Annotated in this window: 16 protein-coding genes and 2 pseudogenes; 10 read left to right on the top strand and 8 right to left on the bottom strand. The window is 71.9% G+C overall.

Annotation, left to right across the window (positions count from 1 at the left end; genetic code table 11):
* Positions 1 to 234 precede the first annotated feature (234 nt).
* Positions 235 to 639, top strand: coding sequence for a hypothetical protein (locus ACFW22_RS11590; RefSeq protein WP_386401922.1), 405 nt, complete (start codon positions 235 to 237; stop codon positions 637 to 639).
* A 32-nt stretch (positions 640 to 671) separates the two neighbouring features.
* Here the strand turns inward: ACFW22_RS11590 and ACFW22_RS11585 are convergent.
* Positions 672 to 917: pseudogene (locus ACFW22_RS11585) on the bottom strand (DUF4158 domain-containing protein); the annotation flags it as partial.
* Positions 918 to 1,203: 286 nt separating this feature from the next.
* Between ACFW22_RS11585 and ACFW22_RS11580 the strand changes: the two are divergent.
* Positions 1,204 to 2,451, top strand: coding sequence for a glycosyl hydrolase family 8 (locus tag ACFW22_RS11580; RefSeq protein WP_386401769.1), 1,248 nt, complete (start codon positions 1,204 to 1,206; stop codon positions 2,449 to 2,451).
* Positions 2,452 to 2,784: 333 nt separating this feature from the next.
* Entirely contained in the window at positions 2,785 to 3,138 is a 354-nt protein-coding gene (locus ACFW22_RS11575) for a hypothetical protein (RefSeq protein WP_386401767.1), read from the top strand.
* Positions 3,139 to 3,329: 191 nt separating this feature from the next.
* Here the strand turns inward: ACFW22_RS11575 and ACFW22_RS11570 are convergent, their stop codons facing one another.
* Positions 3,330 to 3,716, bottom strand: a complete 387-nt coding sequence (locus tag ACFW22_RS11570; RefSeq protein WP_386401765.1) for a hypothetical protein — start codon at positions 3,714 to 3,716, stop codon at positions 3,330 to 3,332.
* 281 nt (positions 3,717 to 3,997) lie between these two features.
* Between ACFW22_RS11570 and ACFW22_RS11565 the strand changes: the two genes are divergently transcribed.
* Positions 3,998 to 4,462 (top strand): ATP-binding protein, encoded by a 465-nt coding sequence (locus ACFW22_RS11565; protein ID WP_386401763.1) that lies wholly within the window; start codon positions 3,998 to 4,000, stop codon positions 4,460 to 4,462.
* A gap of 95 nt (positions 4,463 to 4,557) precedes the next feature.
* Here the strand turns inward: ACFW22_RS11565 and ACFW22_RS11560 are convergent, their stop codons facing one another.
* The 5 genes and pseudogenes from ACFW22_RS11560 to ACFW22_RS11540 form a co-directional block, all read right to left on the bottom strand.
* Positions 4,558 to 5,904, bottom strand: a complete 1,347-nt coding sequence (locus ACFW22_RS11560) for a carboxyl transferase domain-containing protein (RefSeq protein WP_386401761.1) — start codon at positions 5,902 to 5,904, stop codon at positions 4,558 to 4,560.
* A gap of 155 nt (positions 5,905 to 6,059) precedes the next feature.
* Positions 6,060 to 6,209, bottom strand: a pseudogene (locus tag ACFW22_RS11555) (CGNR zinc finger domain-containing protein); the annotation flags it as partial.
* A gap of 405 nt (positions 6,210 to 6,614) precedes the next feature.
* Complete coding sequence (locus ACFW22_RS11550) at positions 6,615 to 7,055, bottom strand: DUF6114 domain-containing protein (RefSeq protein WP_386401759.1); 441 nt, start codon at positions 7,053 to 7,055, stop codon at positions 6,615 to 6,617.
* 2 nt (positions 7,056 to 7,057) lie between these two features.
* On the bottom strand, positions 7,058 to 7,714 hold the full coding sequence (locus tag ACFW22_RS11545; protein ID WP_386401757.1) for a DUF6230 family protein: 657 nt from the start codon (positions 7,712 to 7,714) through the stop codon (positions 7,058 to 7,060).
* 218 nt (positions 7,715 to 7,932) lie between these two features.
* The gene (locus ACFW22_RS11540) at positions 7,933 to 8,607 is read right to left on the bottom strand and encodes a TetR/AcrR family transcriptional regulator (protein WP_386401755.1); all 675 of its coding nucleotides are present in this window, start codon (positions 8,605 to 8,607) and stop codon (positions 7,933 to 7,935) included.
* Between the two features lie 429 nt (positions 8,608 to 9,036).
* Here ACFW22_RS11540 and ACFW22_RS11535 point away from each other — a divergent pair, with 429 nt between their 5' ends.
* Positions 9,037 to 9,702: a Tat pathway signal sequence domain protein gene (locus tag ACFW22_RS11535; RefSeq protein ID WP_386401753.1), complete on the top strand. Its 666-nt coding sequence runs from the start codon at positions 9,037 to 9,039 to the stop codon at positions 9,700 to 9,702.
* 46 nt (positions 9,703 to 9,748) lie between these two features.
* On the opposite strand, the gene ACFW22_RS11530 is transcribed toward ACFW22_RS11535, so the two are convergent.
* A complete protein-coding gene (locus ACFW22_RS11530) occupies positions 9,749 to 10,207 on the bottom strand; it encodes a cyclic nucleotide-binding domain-containing protein (protein ID WP_384877462.1) in 459 nt (152 codons plus the stop codon).
* Between the two features lie 223 nt (positions 10,208 to 10,430).
* Between ACFW22_RS11530 and ACFW22_RS11525 the strand changes: the two genes are divergently transcribed.
* From ACFW22_RS11525 to ACFW22_RS11505, 5 genes are read left to right on the top strand one after another with little or no spacing between them, the layout of a single operon-like run.
* The gene (locus ACFW22_RS11525; protein WP_386401751.1) at positions 10,431 to 11,186 is read left to right on the top strand and encodes an amino acid ABC transporter ATP-binding protein; all 756 of its coding nucleotides are present in this window, start codon (positions 10,431 to 10,433) and stop codon (positions 11,184 to 11,186) included.
* Between the two features lie 55 nt (positions 11,187 to 11,241).
* Complete coding sequence (locus tag ACFW22_RS11520; RefSeq protein WP_386401749.1) at positions 11,242 to 12,093, top strand: glutamate ABC transporter substrate-binding protein; 852 nt, start codon at positions 11,242 to 11,244, stop codon at positions 12,091 to 12,093.
* Positions 12,094 to 12,103: 10 nt separating this feature from the next.
* Entirely contained in the window at positions 12,104 to 12,769 is a 666-nt protein-coding gene (locus ACFW22_RS11515; protein ID WP_386401747.1) for an amino acid ABC transporter permease, read from the top strand.
* Positions 12,766 to 13,680 carry an amino acid ABC transporter permease gene (locus ACFW22_RS11510; protein WP_386401746.1) on the top strand — a complete coding sequence of 305 codons (915 nt, stop codon included), beginning with the start codon at positions 12,766 to 12,768 and terminating at the stop codon, positions 13,678 to 13,680. Before ACFW22_RS11515 ends, ACFW22_RS11510 begins: the two co-directional genes overlap by 4 nt.
* Before the next feature lie 60 nt (positions 13,681 to 13,740).
* Positions 13,741 to 15,339 (top strand): molybdopterin-dependent oxidoreductase, encoded by a 1,599-nt coding sequence (locus tag ACFW22_RS11505; protein WP_386401744.1) that lies wholly within the window; start codon positions 13,741 to 13,743, stop codon positions 15,337 to 15,339.
* Positions 15,340 to 15,361: the final 22 nt, after the last annotated feature.

Genomic DNA, 15,361 nt, shown 5'->3' with positions numbered 1-15,361 from the left:
TCCGGTGCTGAGGTCTCGGGCCTGGCCGGGTGTAGGTGTGCGGGCATGCCGCCCCCGATCCGTAGCCCCCACCGCCACACGGGTTCCAGCCGGCCGCCCCGAAGCTCCGCCGTAAGCACCACGCAGTACGCCAGGAATGTGGGAAACGATCTCCACCAACGGGGGATGGCCCTAGCCGTAGCAGCTCTATCACCGCTCGTCAGCGACTTCCGTCGGTGCCCCCCACAGTCGGCCGTGCAGTTCTTGGATCTGGATGCGGAGGTCGTCGGCCATGGTCCGGGCGGCGCGGCACAGGCCTTCCTGAACGCCCACGCCCATGCCCATGCCCACGGCTACGTGATCCGGATCCGGATCCGGACAGAGGGCACCGCCTCCTACGGCGCCGGCTTCACCCACGCCGCCTGCCCACACGGGCACACGGTCGTCGAGGTCAACCGGCCCGACCGGGCCGAACGCCGCTGCCGCATCGGCACGTCCGACCCGATCGACGCCAACGCCGCTCTCTCCCGCATCGCCCTGGTCCGCATGTCCAGCGATTCCCGCACCCGTGAGTACGTGGCACGCCAGACCTCCGCAGGCCGCACGAACAGGTGTTCACCCTCCGGGGGCAAGGCCCCCCATCCAGCCGAGGGGGCTTGACCATCAATAGCAGCATCGTCCTCCGGCAGATCAGTCGCGGCACGCACACAGCCGACGACCACCGCCGGAACCTCGTCCAAGCCCGGGAAACGGCCCAGCCGTGCACAGGACTTCAGCAACACCAGCAGCACGAGGGGCGATTCCGATCGGCCACGGGTCCCCTTCACCGCCCACGCGATCTCAGCCTCGTCCGGTGCGAAGGACCGCGCCCACTCGCCTTCGGAGACGATCCGTTTGAACTGCGGATACGCGGTCCGCTCCGCCGACGCCGCAACCACACCGCCAATCACATGATCGGCAGCACGCTGCCCGTCCAGGGCCGACGATCGTCACGGATCGTCATGGCGCTACGGATGCAACACCCCGGAGCCGGAAGTGACGCGGCGCGATCAGGTGGCCCGTTTCACGCGCATCTCCTCCGCACCCCTGATGGACGCGGCTCCGATCCCGCGGTCGCCTCTTCTTCGGCGCGCCGCGCCCCGCCCCGGGCACCGACCCCATAGCCTCCGGACCGGAGCGAGCAGCACCTCCTCATGACCGAACCGCGGAGCGGAGGGAAAGGCCATGCGTCGACGGAGCGGAACGCTCCTCGGGCTGATGGGCTTGCTGGCCCTGCCCCTGACGGCGATGACGGCGGCACACGCCGGCAACGGTGCGAGGGGCCCGGCCGTTCCCTTCGGTAGCCGCCTCAAGCCCTATGCCGCCGGCGTGCTGACGCCTTCCGGCAGCCGGGCCGCGCTCGACCGGAAGGTCATCGAGCGCTACGAGGACTGGAAGGCCGCCTTCGTCCGACAGAACTGCGGCAACGGCTGGTACCAGGTCATCTCCCCCGACGCCGACCATCCGTACGTGGCCGAGGCACAGGGCTACGGCATGGTCATCACCGCCACCATGGCGGGCGCCGACCCCGATGCCAGGAAGGTCTTCGACGGTCTCGTCCGATGGGTGGCCGCCCACCCCTCCTCGATCAACCCCGACCTCCTCGCCGCGGAGCAGGACGACGAGTGCACGAGCGTCAACGGCGGGGACAGCGCCACCGACGGGGACCTGGACGTCGCCTACGGCCTGCTCCTCGCCGATGCCCAGTGGGGCAGCGACGGTACCCACGACTACAAGGGCCTGGCGCTCAAGCACATCGCCGCCGTCAAGAAGGACGAACTCGACCCGAGGACCCTGCTGCTGACACTGGGCGACTGGGTCGGTCGGGACGGCCCGTACTCTTCCCTCTCCCGGACCTCGGACTGGATGATCGACCACTTCCGCGCCTTCCGAACGGCCACGGGCGACACCACCTGGGACTCCGTGCGCCACGCGCACCAGACGCAGCTCTCCCGGCTCCAGTCCACCTACGCCGCGGGCACCGGACTCCTCCCCGACTTCGTCGTCGACACCGCCACGGAACCGAAACCGGCCCCCGGCCGAGTGCTGGAGCACGCCCGCGACGGCTCCTTCTGGTGGAACGCCTGCCGCACGCCGTGGCGCATCGGCGCCGACGCGGTGACCAGCGGAGACCCCCGGTCGCTTGCCGCCGCGCGGAAGCTGAACCGCTGGATCGTCTCCGAGACCGGCGGGGACCCCGACCGGATCGCCACCGGCTACGAGCTCGACGGCACCCCGATCTCCAGTGGAAGCCACGCCGCCTTCTTCGCCCCGTTCGCCGTGGCGGCGATGACCGACCCCGACGGTCAGGCGTGGCTGGACGCCCTCTGGAAGAAGATGCTGGACACCCCGGTCGACCCGAGCGGCTACTTCTCGGCGAGCATCCAGCTCCAGGCCATGATCACGGTCTCAGGCAACCACTGGGTGCCGTAGCCGCACCGGCCGTTGTCGCTCCGCCCCCCGTCCGCGGTCAGCGGGGCCCGACCGGCAGGCCGATCGGGCCCGCTCCCACGGTCGGCACGTCGGTGGTGGTGCGGTGGCGCGCCACGGGATCCTCCCGGCGCAGCGGCGTCCCGGAGCGGCCCTTTCACCGTCCTCGCCCCTTCACCGTCCTCGCCCCTGACCGCCGGGGCGGCGAGCGGGATCGGGGCGGGGACGCCCGCAGGGGAGGTCCCGTAGGGGTGCCCGACGTCGGCGGTCACGTTGACCGGGGGAATCGCACGGACGTGCGGAACCGGGGAGTGCCGTCCGGCGTCCCTCCCGGGCATGAGCGGAAAACCGTCACAGGGGGCGCAGGACCGGACGGAGAGCGCGGTCGGCTGCCTGTTCACCGCCGTCGGCGCAGCGGTCACCGGGGTCTTCGCACTGTCCAGGGCCGCTTACACCCTCGAAGGCGGCTTCGAGGGCCAGGCCCGGGACTGGGGAGTGATCCTCGTCGAACTCCCGCTCGTCCTCCTGGGAGGGCTCCTCGTCCCTCCCTTGATTTGGGCGGCTGCGACGCGAGGGCTCCGCCCGTGGGCGGCGGCGCTCGTCTGTCTGCTCGTCTCCGGCCTCGCGCTCTGGGGCCTCGCGAGCTGGTGGCACCCGCCGCGGCCCCCCGCTCACGAACCGGCCCTCTGAGGCCCGTGCGCCTGGTGCCGGGGAGGCGAGGGGCACGCCGCACCACACCGCGGGGCGTGCTCAGGAGGAGGACCCCCCATTCCGACGGACCGGACCCCGCATGGGGCCCGGAGGCAGTCGACGGCCTGCCGGTCCTCGGCACCGGGGCGCATCCCGGCGGAATCGGATCCGCGGGGTGCGGGTGGCACCGGTCAGGGGGAAACGAAGAGGTCTCCGGGGGCGTCGTCGAGGACGAAGCCGTTGTCGAAGCGCACGCGGACCGTCAGGCGGAGTTTCCGTTCCTGATGGTCCACCCATGCGGGCCGCAGGGCCGCCACCTGATCCGCCACCTGCTTCCTGCTGGCCGGGGGCATCTGGTGGCCGAAGGCGTCGAGGAGGGAACTGAGCCGCTCGTACTCGCGGACCTCGTGGCCCTGCGGCCTGTCCGCGTCGACCCGCTCGACGGTCCCTTCGACGCCCGCTGCCAGGGCCAGGAAACCGGCCCCCGTCTCCTGGGCGGTCTCCCCGTCCGGGACGACCTGCCCGGTCAGCCTGAGGTCCACCGCCAGCTTCACCCGCTGGCCCTCGTTCAGCCCCATCGATGCTTCGTCTCCTGGTGTCTCCGCGTGGTCGACTGCCATTATCCGGCTGCCGTCGGTCGACCCGGTCCCGGCCCCTCCGGGAACCGGGGACCCTCCCGGGCCGGCCGGACCCTTCGGCCGCAGGTGTCGGTGCGGCCCCTTGCCCGCGCAGGTGCCGTGGCCCCGGACGACGACTCCCCGCCACAGCAGGGGCTGCCGAAGCCAAGGTGCACTGATTGCCGGAAACTGGGGGAGGGGCGGAGGGACGGAGCGAGGGATCGGCACGAGGAGGTGGGCGAGTGGCCGCGGACATCGACGGCAGTCCCCGGAACCAGGTCCGCAGGCTGGTGTTGCACGGGACGCGGGGTGCGGTCTCGCGCTGTCGCGACTTCACCTCGGAGGCCCTGGCCGATTGGGGCTGGATCCCCCCGGAGGGCGAGGAGGCGAGGGAGCGGGTCGAGGACGTCCTGCTCCTGGTGTCCGAGGTCGTCACCAATGCCTGTCTGCACGCCGGTGGTCCCGAGGAGTTCGTCCTGCGGCACGGGGAGGGCTCGCTCCGGGTGGAGGTCTCCGACGCGAGCCCGGAGCACCCGCGCGCCAAGGTCCCCCGGTCGGCCGCGCTGCCCGGCGGACACGGGTTGATGGTCCTGAACAGATTGGCCGGTGCCTGGGGCAGCAGGGACAAGGGGCCGGGGGCCGTGGGCAAGGTGGTGTGGCTGGAGGTCGCCCGTCCGCGGGGGAGGGAAGCGGACCGCCCGGGGTAGGCCCCGTACCGCCGGTCCGACGGCCTCGGGCTCGGACGCGGCACGCTCCCTCGTGCCCGGGCAGGGACGCACGCCCGTACCGCCGGTTCCCGCCGTCAGTCCGGTCGGTGCGCCACGATGCCCCGGACGACCCCCAGGTCCACCAGGTCCTGCGGGCGCAGGCGGAGCCGGTCGGCGGTGTCGGAGGACTCTTCGGGAGCACGCTTGAGGATGGCGGTGGCGAGCTCGGGTGCGATCACGGAGAAGTAGGCGTCGGGCGTGACCCAGGTGTTTCCCGGGGCCGCGAGCGCCAGCGCGCCACCCGAACCGCCTTCACCGATGAGCAGGGAGGTCAGCGGGGTGCGCGCGGAGGCGACGGCGGCGAACAGCTCGGCGATCGCCGAGCCCGCGCCCGCCCGCTCCGCCGCCGGGTCGTTCGCGGCCCCGGGGGTGTCGACGAGGGTGAGCACCGGAATGCCGAGGCGGTCGGCGAGGCGCACGAGCCGGGCGGCCGTGCGGAAGCCGGCCGGTCGGGTGGCCGTGCCGCACTGGGCCGCGTAGGCGACGGTGCGACCGTCCGGGAGCTTCCCGAAGCCGCACCGCACGCCCGGGTCGACGCCACCGCAACGGTCGCCGGAGAGCTCCTCGCGGAGCGTGAAGTGGGCGTCCAGGTAGGCGGCGGCCCGGGGACGCTCCGGATGCCGGGCCCGTGCCACGGCCTCCCGTCCGCTCCCGGCGGGTGCCGCCCCCGGTGCACCGAGCGCGTACGGCGGGGGGACCGGGACGTCGGAGGGGCGGACGAGCAGTGCGAGCCAGCGCCCGAGCGTTGCGCGCAGCCGTGCTGCCGGGACGACCGCGTCCAGGTGGCCGTGGGCCAGCTGGGCCTCGGCCGTGTACGCGGAGGGGTCCGCATCCGGTGGGCGCACCCGGGAGCCGGCGAAGCCGACCTGGGCACCGGGCAGGGCGAGGACGACGTCGGACCCGGCGCCCAGGGTGGCCCAGCCGCCGCCCGTCGTCGGGTCCCGCAGCACCGCGACCTGTGCCAGTCCCGCGGCTCGGGTGAGCTCCGATTCGCGGGCCAGGAGCTGGAGTTGCACGAGGGCCCGCATGCCCTCGTGCATCCGACTGCCGCCGGTCGCGGGCAGGACGACCACGGGCAGCCGGCGCGCCCGGGCCACGGCGTGGGCCGCGGCGGCGCGTGCGCCCGTCCGTTCCCCGAGGGAGCCTCCGAGGAAGCGGAACTCGAAGGAGATCAGGACCGCCGTCACCCCGCCGACCACTCCGGTGCCGCAGACCACCGACTCGCTTTCGCCGGTGCGTTCGGCCGCGCGGGCGTGCGCGGCGGAGTAACCGGGCCAGCCGATCGGCCCGTCATCGGCCAGCGGGCCCTCTGCGAAGGGGAGTTCACTGAAGTCGTCGGTGATGAGGGCGATCGCCTCGCGTGCCGTCGTCGGATCACTCATGCGGGCCTCACCGCTCGTCGCCGGAGTGTGCGTACGGGGATGGTGCTGGTGCGTACGGGTCGTTCGACGCCGCACCTCCACCGTACCGGTCGGCCTCCCTGCCGCCGACGTGACCCGGTCGGTCCGGACCCCCTGCTGGCTCAAGTCACCGTCGGTCAGGATGCAGACCATGGAGGGACGGGTGGCGGTGAGGACGGGGCGGCACCGTCATCGGCGGCCGTGCGTTGACGCCGGTAGTGGCGAGCTGCTCGGGCACGGTTTCCGCACGACGGTCTGCACCATTCCTGCCGCCCGTGGCTCTTGACACGGGCCTCCGACACCGGCCGGGCCAGCACCGGGACGGCCGGCAGCAGCACCCGCTTCTTCCGCGGCCACGTCACCGCGCGGTCGAACAGCGCCACCGACCCCTCGGCGTGCATCCGCGCCCGCCCGTACAAGAAGCCGCGGAACTCCCGCCCCCCTTCCTGTCGGTGAAGTCGCGGTACGCGAAACGCTTCTGGATCTCGTCCGCGTGGGTGCCTCGGCGAACGTCCCGTACGCCTCGGCCCGCTCATCGGTCAGAAGCTTCACCGGCATTTCCTGCACCCAACTCCTCACCCCCGTTCTCCGCCGATCGGGAGCGTCGTGCGTGCGGGGAGCCGGGGCGGAGTCGCCACCGGAGCCCCTGTCCTCCGGCCCCGGCCCCGGGGCCGGAGGACAGGGGTCGCGTTTCAGGCCGTCGCCGGACCCGCCGGGTCCACCGTGCTCCCGGCTCTCCGCCGCCTCAGCAGCCGTCGCTCGCGGCGGGGCCGGTCCGGCACCCAGCCGAAGGCGAGGGAGCTGCCGATCAGGCCCAGCACCATCCCCAGGAAGAACCCGCCCAGGTTGGAGGTGACCCAGCTGCCCAGGGACGCCAGCACTCCGACGACCGAGTAGAAGAGCCGCTGGCGCGGATTGAGGACGAGGAGCAGGCCGCAGATCACCATGAGCGCGGGCAGCACGTAACCGACCAGGCTGTCGGCGCCCGCCGTGAGGATCACCGTGATGCTCGCCCGCTGGGTCAGCAGGATCTCGGCCCCGCCCAGGGTGAGTGCCACGCCGGCGCCGAAGGGGCGGCGGTGCCGCCAGCGGCGGAAGGTCCGCCAGGGCTGCCGGGGACGGCCGCGCACCATGCTCAGCAGCCCTTCGAGCTGAAGTTCATGTGGAGGTCGGGCAGGGTGAAGCGGACCGCGGTCGTCGCGTAGTTGGTCTGTCGCAGGTCCGTGATGCTGACCGTGTCGGCCTGCTGACCGAAGGAGCCGAGCGGGCCCTTGACCGGAGGCTTCTCGAAGGTGCTGGAGTCGCCGCCGATCTCGATGTTGTCGAAGTCGGCCACCTTGCCGGAGATCTCGGTGGAATCGGTGGTGAGTCCGGAGGCCCTGACGGGCGTGCCCTGGTTGCCGGCCGTGATGTGCAGGTACGTGCCGCCGAGCGCCACGCTCTGGCAGAGGTTGGTGAGTTCGGCCTGGCGGATCGCGGTGACGATGACCAGCACCTGGCCGCCGGTGTCACCGGCGTTCGGGCTGCCCTCGGCCATGTTGTCGAGGGCGCCGAACTGTCCGAAGCCGGTGCCCTCCATGGAGTCGGCGGTGACGGTGAACGGCATGCCGGAGATGGCGAACTGGGCGGCGAGGGCTCCTTGCGCGGTGAGGACGACCAGAGTGGCCGCGGCTGCCAGGGCGGGCAGGCCCATCAGGGCCGCGCGTCGGTAGCGAACGCCACCACGACGCTCGGGGCCGTCGCTCCGTAACGGGGACCGGGGGGTTTCGGGGGTGCCTTGGGACAGGGCCATGCGGTGCTCCTGACACGAGTGAGGAAACAGACCTGCGCGGCGACGTCCTGGCGCGGACGGCTCCCCAACCTGCCTGGGTCTTCCTCGCCTGGTGCGGAGGCAGACGTGCCGCAGGGAACCGATCGGACCGTAAGGCCTGGTGTTACCCGCGGTCAACCACTCGGTGCGGAAACCCTTTCCGGGGCCTCGGTGATCGATGATCGGGCGCCTGCGAGCGATCACTCGGGGGCGAACGGAGCCACCACGACGTGCACCAGGGTGTCGAGCAGCAGGGGGAGGTCGGCGAACCTGCCCTCGTCGACGGCACGGTGCACCGCCGCGTGCACCGCACCCACCACGGTGTCCACCAGCTCGCCCCGCGCCACCCGGGGCGGCCCCGGCGGGGCATCGGCGAAGAACCGTCGAAAACTGGCCAGAAGTTCGGCACGGGCCCGGCGCCCCGCAGGCCCCAGCGACTCGATCTCGACCACCATCGTCGCGAAGGCGGGCGTCTGGGTCAGCAGGTCCAGGAGGACCCGTAGGCCGGCCCGCACCGAGGCCGGCCAGTCCGTGGCGCCGCCGGCCTCGTCGTACGCCTGCTGCATCGCCCTCACGACCTGTTGGGTGCCGCCCCGGTAGGCGGCGATGACGGCGTCCTCCTTCCCGGAGAACAGCTCGTAGAAGACGGGGCGGGTCACTCCGGCGGCCCGGCAGATGTCGCTGATGCGGGCTCCCGCGTATCCGTTCTCCGCGACGGTCCGGGCCACTCCGTCGAGCAGGCGCTCCCGCTGCCGCGACGCCACCTGCTCGGGCGTCAGCCGCCGTGGCCCGGGGCGCAGCGAGCGCTCCGGTTCGCGGCCCGAGCGGGCACCCGGCAGGACGAGCCGCTCCTCGGCTCCGCGAGCACTCGTCATCGGCCACATCCTCCCGGAGTCGTTGACGGCACGTGCTCGACGGGATTACAACCCCCATGGGTTTTCCTCTCGATGCACGCACCGCACCGAGTATCACGCCCTCACACCTCACGCGACCACCGCTGCCGGACATCCGTGGCGCCGGACCGTACCGGCGGCGGCCCGCACCCGCGTGTTCACCCAGCACCGCGCTCACTTTGACCGGGCGGCTCACCCCGCAGTGCCGAGCCCGCACGGCACGGAGCAGCCCGTTTCGCATCGAGCCGCCCGATCCCGCACGGCACCGTCCGCGCGCAGTCGCCGCACACCCCTGCGCGCCGCGACCCGATCTCGGGTCCACCCGTTCCCCCGCGCATCCCCAGGTACTTCCCCCGGTACCCACGCGCACCCGCAACGCACCCCCACCTCCGTACGGAAGGAAGCATCCCCATGCGCAAGCGCGCTCTCCTCGTCTCCCTCGGCCTCGCCGTCTCCGCCACGCTGGCGGCCGGCGTCCAGGCTGGTGCCGCGGCCTCCTCGGGTGAGGTGTTGACCACCGGCGGCGCCGGCGGCACCGCCGTTGCCGTCGGCGACGTCCTCTCCGCCTCGCTCTCCTCCGGGACCAAGGCCAAGATCGCCACCTCTGCCGGTGGCAGCACCGGCATCACCTGCAGCACCTCCGCCTTCACCGCGACCGTCACCGGCAACCCGGCCGCGCCCGGAACCGCCACCGAGACGGTCACGGCGCACACCCTGAGCAACTGCACCACCAACATCCTCGGGGCGACGGGCGTCCAGAGCATCACGGTGAACAACCTTCCGTTCGCCGCCGCCGTCGCCTCCGGAGGCTCGCTCACCGTCACCGCGGGCGCCGCGGGACCGATCCAGACCACCCTGAAGATCAACACCATCCTCGGCTCGACCACCTGCGTCTACCGGGCCGGCAGCCTCACCGCAACGCCCTCGAACACCGACAGCTCGCTCACCTTCAGCAACCAGCTGTTCACCAAGTACAGCGGTCCCGGCACCTGTCCGGGCAGCGGTTACTTCTCCGCGGCGTACGGGCCCGTCCAGGACACCAGCCAGGCCGGCAGCCCCGCCGTCTTCGTCAACTGACGCACCGCTGGGCACCCCGCCTCCGCCGCGTGCGGCAGGGGCGGGGTCACGCCATGATGCCGCTCCCGTGCGGGGCGTACAGGTCCAGCAGCCGGACCCGGGTCACCTGGAGGCGGTGGGCGAGGATCGACCCCACCCAGTAGACGACCGCGGCGCCGAACTCCACGTCCGAGCGGCACATCGACCGCACGGCAGGGGCGTCGAACTGGTGCGCCCGCACCGGCGTCATCGCCTCCGCCCCGGACTGGCACAGGTACGGCGGAAACAACCAGGAGAGCCCGACCAGCTCGCCGTGGCGCAGGGTTTCGATCACGGGCGACCCGCGGCCCGGCACCTTCGCATCGAGGGTCACCGCACCCGTCTTCACGATCCAGAAGCGGTCGGCGTGCTGTTGCTCCTCGAAGAGGCGATGGCCGGATTCGAAGTACACGTCCTCGGCGAAGGCCATCAGCCGCTCCCGGTGCTCCGGCGGCAACGTGCTGACCTTGGGTGCGGCACTGCTCATGGCGGACCCTCCTCGCACACTCGGCTCCCACCCCCAGTGTGGGCCCGCCGGCGCCCGTGCGCAGGCTTCCGGTCCGGCCGGCGCCCGGAAGCCCGTGCTCCGGTGCACGGAGTGCACCTCCGTTCGCCTTCCGCGCCGCCCGTCCGGGTGCGCGGTCCGGGTGGAGGGCGGAGCATGAACCTGAGGAGGGGCGGCAAGCAGGAGCGTGACCCAGGAGGGTGCCATGCCCGTCCCGGACGGTGGCGACGCGCTCGTCGTGCTGCGCGGGGTCGACAAGCACTTCGGCGCCCTGCACGTCCTCCAGGCCATCGACCTCACCGTTCACCGGGGCGAGGTCGTCGTCGTCATCGGTCCCTCCGGCTCGGGCAAGTCGACCCTGTGCCGGGCGATCAACCGACTGGAGACCATCGATGCGGGCGAGATCCTCGTCGACGGTCGACCCCTGCCCGCCGAAGGACGGGCACTGGCGGCCCTCCGCGCCGATGTGGGCATGGTCTTCCAGTCGTTCAACCTCTTCGCGCACAAGACCGTGCTCGGCAACGTGACCCTCGGGCAGATCAAGGTCCGCAAGAAGGACCGGAAGACGGCCGAACGGCGGGCCCGCACCCTGCTCGACCGGGTCGGGGTCGCCTCCCAGGCCGACAAGTACCCCGCCCAGCTCTCCGGCGGCCAGCAGCAGCGCGTGGCGATCGCCCGCGCCCTCGCGATGGACCCGAAGGTGATGCTCTTCGACGAGCCGACCTCGGCCCTCGACCCGGAGATGATCAACGAGGTCCTGGAGGTCATGCGACAACTGGCCCGGGACGGCATGACCATGGTGGTCGTGACCCACGAGATGGGCTTCGCGCGCTCCGCCGCCCACCGGGTCGTCTTCATGGCCGACGGCCGCATCGTCGAGGAGACGACACCGGACGAGTTCTTCAGCAACCCGCGCAGCGAACGAGCCAAGGACTTCCTCTCCAAGATCCTCCACCACTGAGCCGCGGCCACCGCCCGGTCGGTCGCCCGATCAGCAGCCCCCAGGGGTGATCCTCATGAACCGTCCCAGGACCAGCAGGGCCGCCGTCGCCGCAGCCGCGGCCGTCGTCTTCTCCCTCACCTCGGCAGGGTTCGCGAACGGAGCGGCAGGAGCCGTACCGCGCGACCACGCCGACGGCGACACGATCACCGTCGGCATCAAGTTCGACCAGCCCGGCCTCGGCCTGAAGACCCCCGACGGCACCTACACCGGCTTCGACGTCGACGTGGCGACCTACGTCGCCAAGGAGCTCGGCCACGACCCCTCCGACATCGTCTGGAAGGAAGCCAAGAGCGCCGACCGGGAGACCCTGCTCCAACGGGGTGACGTGGACTTCATCGCCGCCTCGTACTCGATCAACGACGAGCGGGCCAAGAAGGTCGACTTCGCCGGTCCCTACCTGCTCGCCCACCAGGACGTCCTGATCCGCGCCGACGACGACTCGATCAAGCAGCCGTCCGACCTGAACGACAAGAAGCTCTGCTCGGTCACCGGGTCGACCTCCGCGCAGAACGTCAAGACCCGGCTCGCGCCCGACGCCCAGCTCCAGGAGTACGGAGGCTACTCCGAGTGCCTGACCGGCTTGGAGAACGGCGTCATCGACGCCGTCACCACCGATGACTCGATCCTCGCCGGGTACGCCGCCCAGGACCAGTTCAAGGGCAAGTTCAAGCTCGGCGGCTTCGAGATGAGCAACGAGAACTACGGCATCGGCGTCCAGAAGGGCAGCGAACTCAAGGACAAGATCAACGCGGCCCTGGAGAAGATGGTCGCCGACGGCTCCTGGGACGCCGCGGTCGAGAAGAACTTCGGCCCCGCCGGCTACCAGAACGAACCCGCCCCGAAGATCGGCGTCATCGTCACCTGAGCCGGCCGCCGTGTTCGACTTCCTCCAGGGGTACGACCTGCTCGGAGCCTTCTGGGTGACGGTGCAGCTCACCGTCTACTCCGCGATCGGCTCCCTCGTCTGGGGGACGCTGCTGGCCGCCATGCGGGTCAGCCCCGTCCCCCTCATGCGGGGCTTCGGCACCGTCTACGTCAACATCGTCCGGAACATCCCGCTCACCGTCATCATCGTCTTCACCTCGCTCGGACTCTTCCAGACCCTCGGCGTCAGCCTCGGCGCGGAACGTTTCACCACCATCAACTTCCGGCTCGCCGTCCTCGGCCTCACCGCCTACACCAGCGCCTTCGTCTGCGAGGCCCTCCGCGCCGGCATCAACACCGTCCCCCTCGGACAGGTCGAGGCCGCCCGTGCCATCGGCCTCAACTTCCCCCAGGTGCTCCGCCTGATCGTGCTCCCACAGGCCTTCCGGTCCGTCGTCGGCCCCCTCGCCAACGTCCTCATCGCCCTCACCAAGAACACCACCGTCGCCGCCGCCATCGGCGTCGCCGAAGCGGCCCTGCTGATGCGCGAGATGATCGAGAACGAAGCCCAGCTCATCCTGATCTCCGCGATCTTCGCCGTCGGCTTCCTCTGCCTCACCCTGCCGACCGGCCTCTTCCTCGGTTGGGTGGCCAAGAAGGTGGCGGTGAAGAGGTGAAGAACGAACCCACCGTCCTCTACGACGTCCCCGGCCCCCGCGCCCGGCGGCGCAACCTCCTCTGGACCCTGCTGTTCCTGCTCGCGCTCGCTGCCGTGCTCTGGTGGGTCGTGGCGAGCCTCGCCGACAAGAACCAGCTCGAATGGTCCAAGTGGGCGCCCTTCTTCACCGACGCCCGGGTCTGGCAGACGTACATCCTGCCCGCCCTGAAGAACACCGTGATCGCCGCCGCCCTCGCCATGGTGATCGCCCTGCCCCTCGGCGCGCTCCTCGGCGTCCTCCGGCTCTCCGACCACCGGACCGTACGCGTCGCCGCCGGCACCGTCGTCGAGTTCTTCCGGGCCATCCCCGTCCTCATCCTGATGCTCTTCGCGAACGCCGCCTACTCCGAATTCACCGACGTCAGCCCCGACACCCGCCCCCTGTACGCAGTGGTCACCGGCTTGGTCCTCTACAACGCCTCCGTGCTCGCAGAGGTGGTCCGCGCCGGCATCCTCGCCCTCCCCGCCGGCCAGACCGACGCCGCCAAGGCGATCGGCATGCGCAAGGGCCAGACCATGGCGCACGTCCTCCTGCCGCAGTCCGTCACCGCCATGCTGCCCGCCCTGGTCAGCCAGCTCGTCGTCATCGTCAAGGACACCGCGCTCGGCGGCGCGATGCTCGGCTTCTCCGAACTCCTCGCCTCCGTGCGCCCGATGAGCGCCAACTACGGCGCCAACACGATCGCCTGCTTCACCGTCGTCGCCGTGATCTTCGTCGCGCTCAACTTCGCGCTCACCACCTTCGCCTCCCGCCTCGAACGACGTCTGCGCCGGGGCAAGAAGAGCACCGGCGCAGTCGTGGGAGCCGAGACCGCAGAGGAACTCGCGGGCCCGGGCGAGCACCCGGACGCCCCGCACCACCCCCGCTGAAGGTCCGCCACCCGGGTGAAGACGCCCATGAGCGGGGTCCGGCCTGCCGAAACACCCACCATGAACGCCACCAGGACCACGCGCGAGCCACATCCCGAACGCCCCGGCCCCACCCCCACCGACCGTCTCCTCGCCGCGCTCGGCGGACTGCTCTCCGCGTACGTCTCCCTGGCCGTCGCCGACCTCGTCGCCACCCGGGTGCGACCCGAGGCGGGCCCCGTTCCGGCCGTCGGCGGCGCGGTGATCGACCTGACCCCGGCAGGCCTGAAGGAGTGGGCGATCCGGGCCTTCGGCGAGAGCGACAAGACCGTCCTCCAACTCGGGATCCTCTTCCTCTTGGGCCTCCTCGCCCTCGGGGTCGGGCTGCTCGCCCTGCGCCACCGCCTGCTCGGCAGCTGCCTCGTCCTCGCCTTCGGCGTCCTCGGGGCGCTCGTCGCCGTCAACCGTCCCGACTCCGACTCCCTCACCGATGCCGCCCCCTCCCTGGTAGGAGCCGCGGTCGGAGCCGTCCTGCTCTACGCCCTGATCGGCCTGCTCGGGCCCCGGACGAGCGGAACCACCCGCGCCGACCGCCGGACCTTCCTCCTCGTCGCCGCTTCCACCGGCCTCGCCGCCACCGGTGCCGCCGCGCTCGGCCGAGCCGCCGGCAGCCCCGTACAGCAGAACGCCGCAGCCTCCCGCGCGGCCCTGCGGCTGCCCCGCCCCGCGTCCCCCGCCCCGCCCGTGCCCCCCGCCGCCCAGCTCGAGGTCCCCGGCATCAGCCCCTTCATCACCCCCAACCGGGACTTCTACCGCGTCGACACCGCCCTCATCGTCCCCAAGATCGACGCCGACCGCTGGCGGTTGCGCCTCCACGGCACCGGCGTCCAGGGCGAACACAACCTCGACCTGAGGGAACTCATGGCCCGGCCCGCGGTGGAACGGGACGTCACCCTGGCCTGCGTGTCCAACGAGGTCGGCGGCCCCTACGTCGGAAACGCGCGCTGGCTCGGCGTCCCCCTCGCCGACCTGCTCCGCGAGATCGGCGTCCGCCCGCCCTCCGAAGGCGGCCCCGCCGACCAACTCGTCGCCCGCTCCGTCGACGGCATGACCATCGGAAGCCCCGTCGAGGTCGTCATGGACGGCAGGGACGCCCTCCTCGCCTTCGGGATGAACGGCGAACCCCTGCCCTTCACCCACGGCTTCCCCGTCCGCATGGTCGTCCCCGGTTTGTACGGCTACGTCTCCGCGTGCAAGTGGATCGAGTCCATCGAGCTCACCACCTTCGACGCGTACGACGCCTACTGGGTCCCGCGCGGCTGGGCCGCCCGGGCCCCCGTCAAGACGCAGTCCCGCATCGACACCCCCCGCCCCTTCGCCCGCCCCGCAGCCGGCACCGTCATGGTCGCCGGCGTCGCCTGGGCCCAGCACCGGGGCATCCGGCGCGTGGAGGTGCGGATCGACGACGGCCCCTGGCAGGAGGCCCGGCTCGCCGCAGAGGACGGCACCGACACCTGGCGCCAATGGGTCCACCCCTGGCAGGCCGTCCCGGGCCGCCACACCCTCACCGTCCGCGCGACCGACGGCACCGGCAGCACCCAGCCGGAACGCCGCACCGACCCCATGCCCAACGGTGCACAGGGCTGGCACTCCGTCGTGGTGACCGTCGAAGACGCGTAACGAACCCGCTCCACCGCTCCGC

Source organism: Streptomyces sp. NPDC058872, assembly GCF_042743065.1.
Classification (GTDB): Bacteria; Actinomycetota; Actinomycetes; order Streptomycetales; family Streptomycetaceae; genus Streptomyces.
Note: the sequence above shows the minus strand (reverse complement) of the source record. Positions and strands in the feature narration are given on the sequence as shown.

What these genes read in the sequence shown, in the direction of transcription:
- ACFW22_RS11580 (WP_386401769.1), top strand. Translation starts at nt 1,204, where the DNA reads ATGCGTCGACGGAGCGGAACGCTCCTCGGGCTGATGGGCTTGCTGGCC.
- ACFW22_RS11575 (WP_386401767.1), top strand. Translation starts at nt 2,785, where the DNA reads ATGAGCGGAAAACCGTCACAGGGGGCGCAGGACCGGACGGAGAGCGCG.
- ACFW22_RS11570 (WP_386401765.1), bottom strand. Translation starts at nt 3,716, where the DNA reads ATGGGGCTGAACGAGGGCCAGCGGGTGAAGCTGGCGGTGGACCTCAGG.
- ACFW22_RS11560 (WP_386401761.1), bottom strand. Translation starts at nt 5,904, where the DNA reads ATGAGTGATCCGACGACGGCACGCGAGGCGATCGCCCTCATCACCGAC.
- ACFW22_RS11550 (WP_386401759.1), bottom strand. Translation starts at nt 7,055, where the DNA reads ATGGTGCGCGGCCGTCCCCGGCAGCCCTGGCGGACCTTCCGCCGCTGG.
- ACFW22_RS11545 (WP_386401757.1), bottom strand. Translation starts at nt 7,714, where the DNA reads ATGGCCCTGTCCCAAGGCACCCCCGAAACCCCCCGGTCCCCGTTACGG.
- ACFW22_RS11540 (WP_386401755.1), bottom strand. Translation starts at nt 8,607, where the DNA reads ATGACGAGTGCTCGCGGAGCCGAGGAGCGGCTCGTCCTGCCGGGTGCC.
- ACFW22_RS11535 (WP_386401753.1), top strand. Translation starts at nt 9,037, where the DNA reads ATGCGCAAGCGCGCTCTCCTCGTCTCCCTCGGCCTCGCCGTCTCCGCC.
- ACFW22_RS11530 (WP_384877462.1), bottom strand. Translation starts at nt 10,207, where the DNA reads ATGAGCAGTGCCGCACCCAAGGTCAGCACGTTGCCGCCGGAGCACCGG.
- ACFW22_RS11525 (WP_386401751.1), top strand. Translation starts at nt 10,431, where the DNA reads ATGCCCGTCCCGGACGGTGGCGACGCGCTCGTCGTGCTGCGCGGGGTC.
- ACFW22_RS11520 (WP_386401749.1), top strand. Translation starts at nt 11,242, where the DNA reads ATGAACCGTCCCAGGACCAGCAGGGCCGCCGTCGCCGCAGCCGCGGCC.
- ACFW22_RS11505 (WP_386401744.1), top strand. Translation starts at nt 13,741, where the DNA reads ATGAACGCCACCAGGACCACGCGCGAGCCACATCCCGAACGCCCCGGC.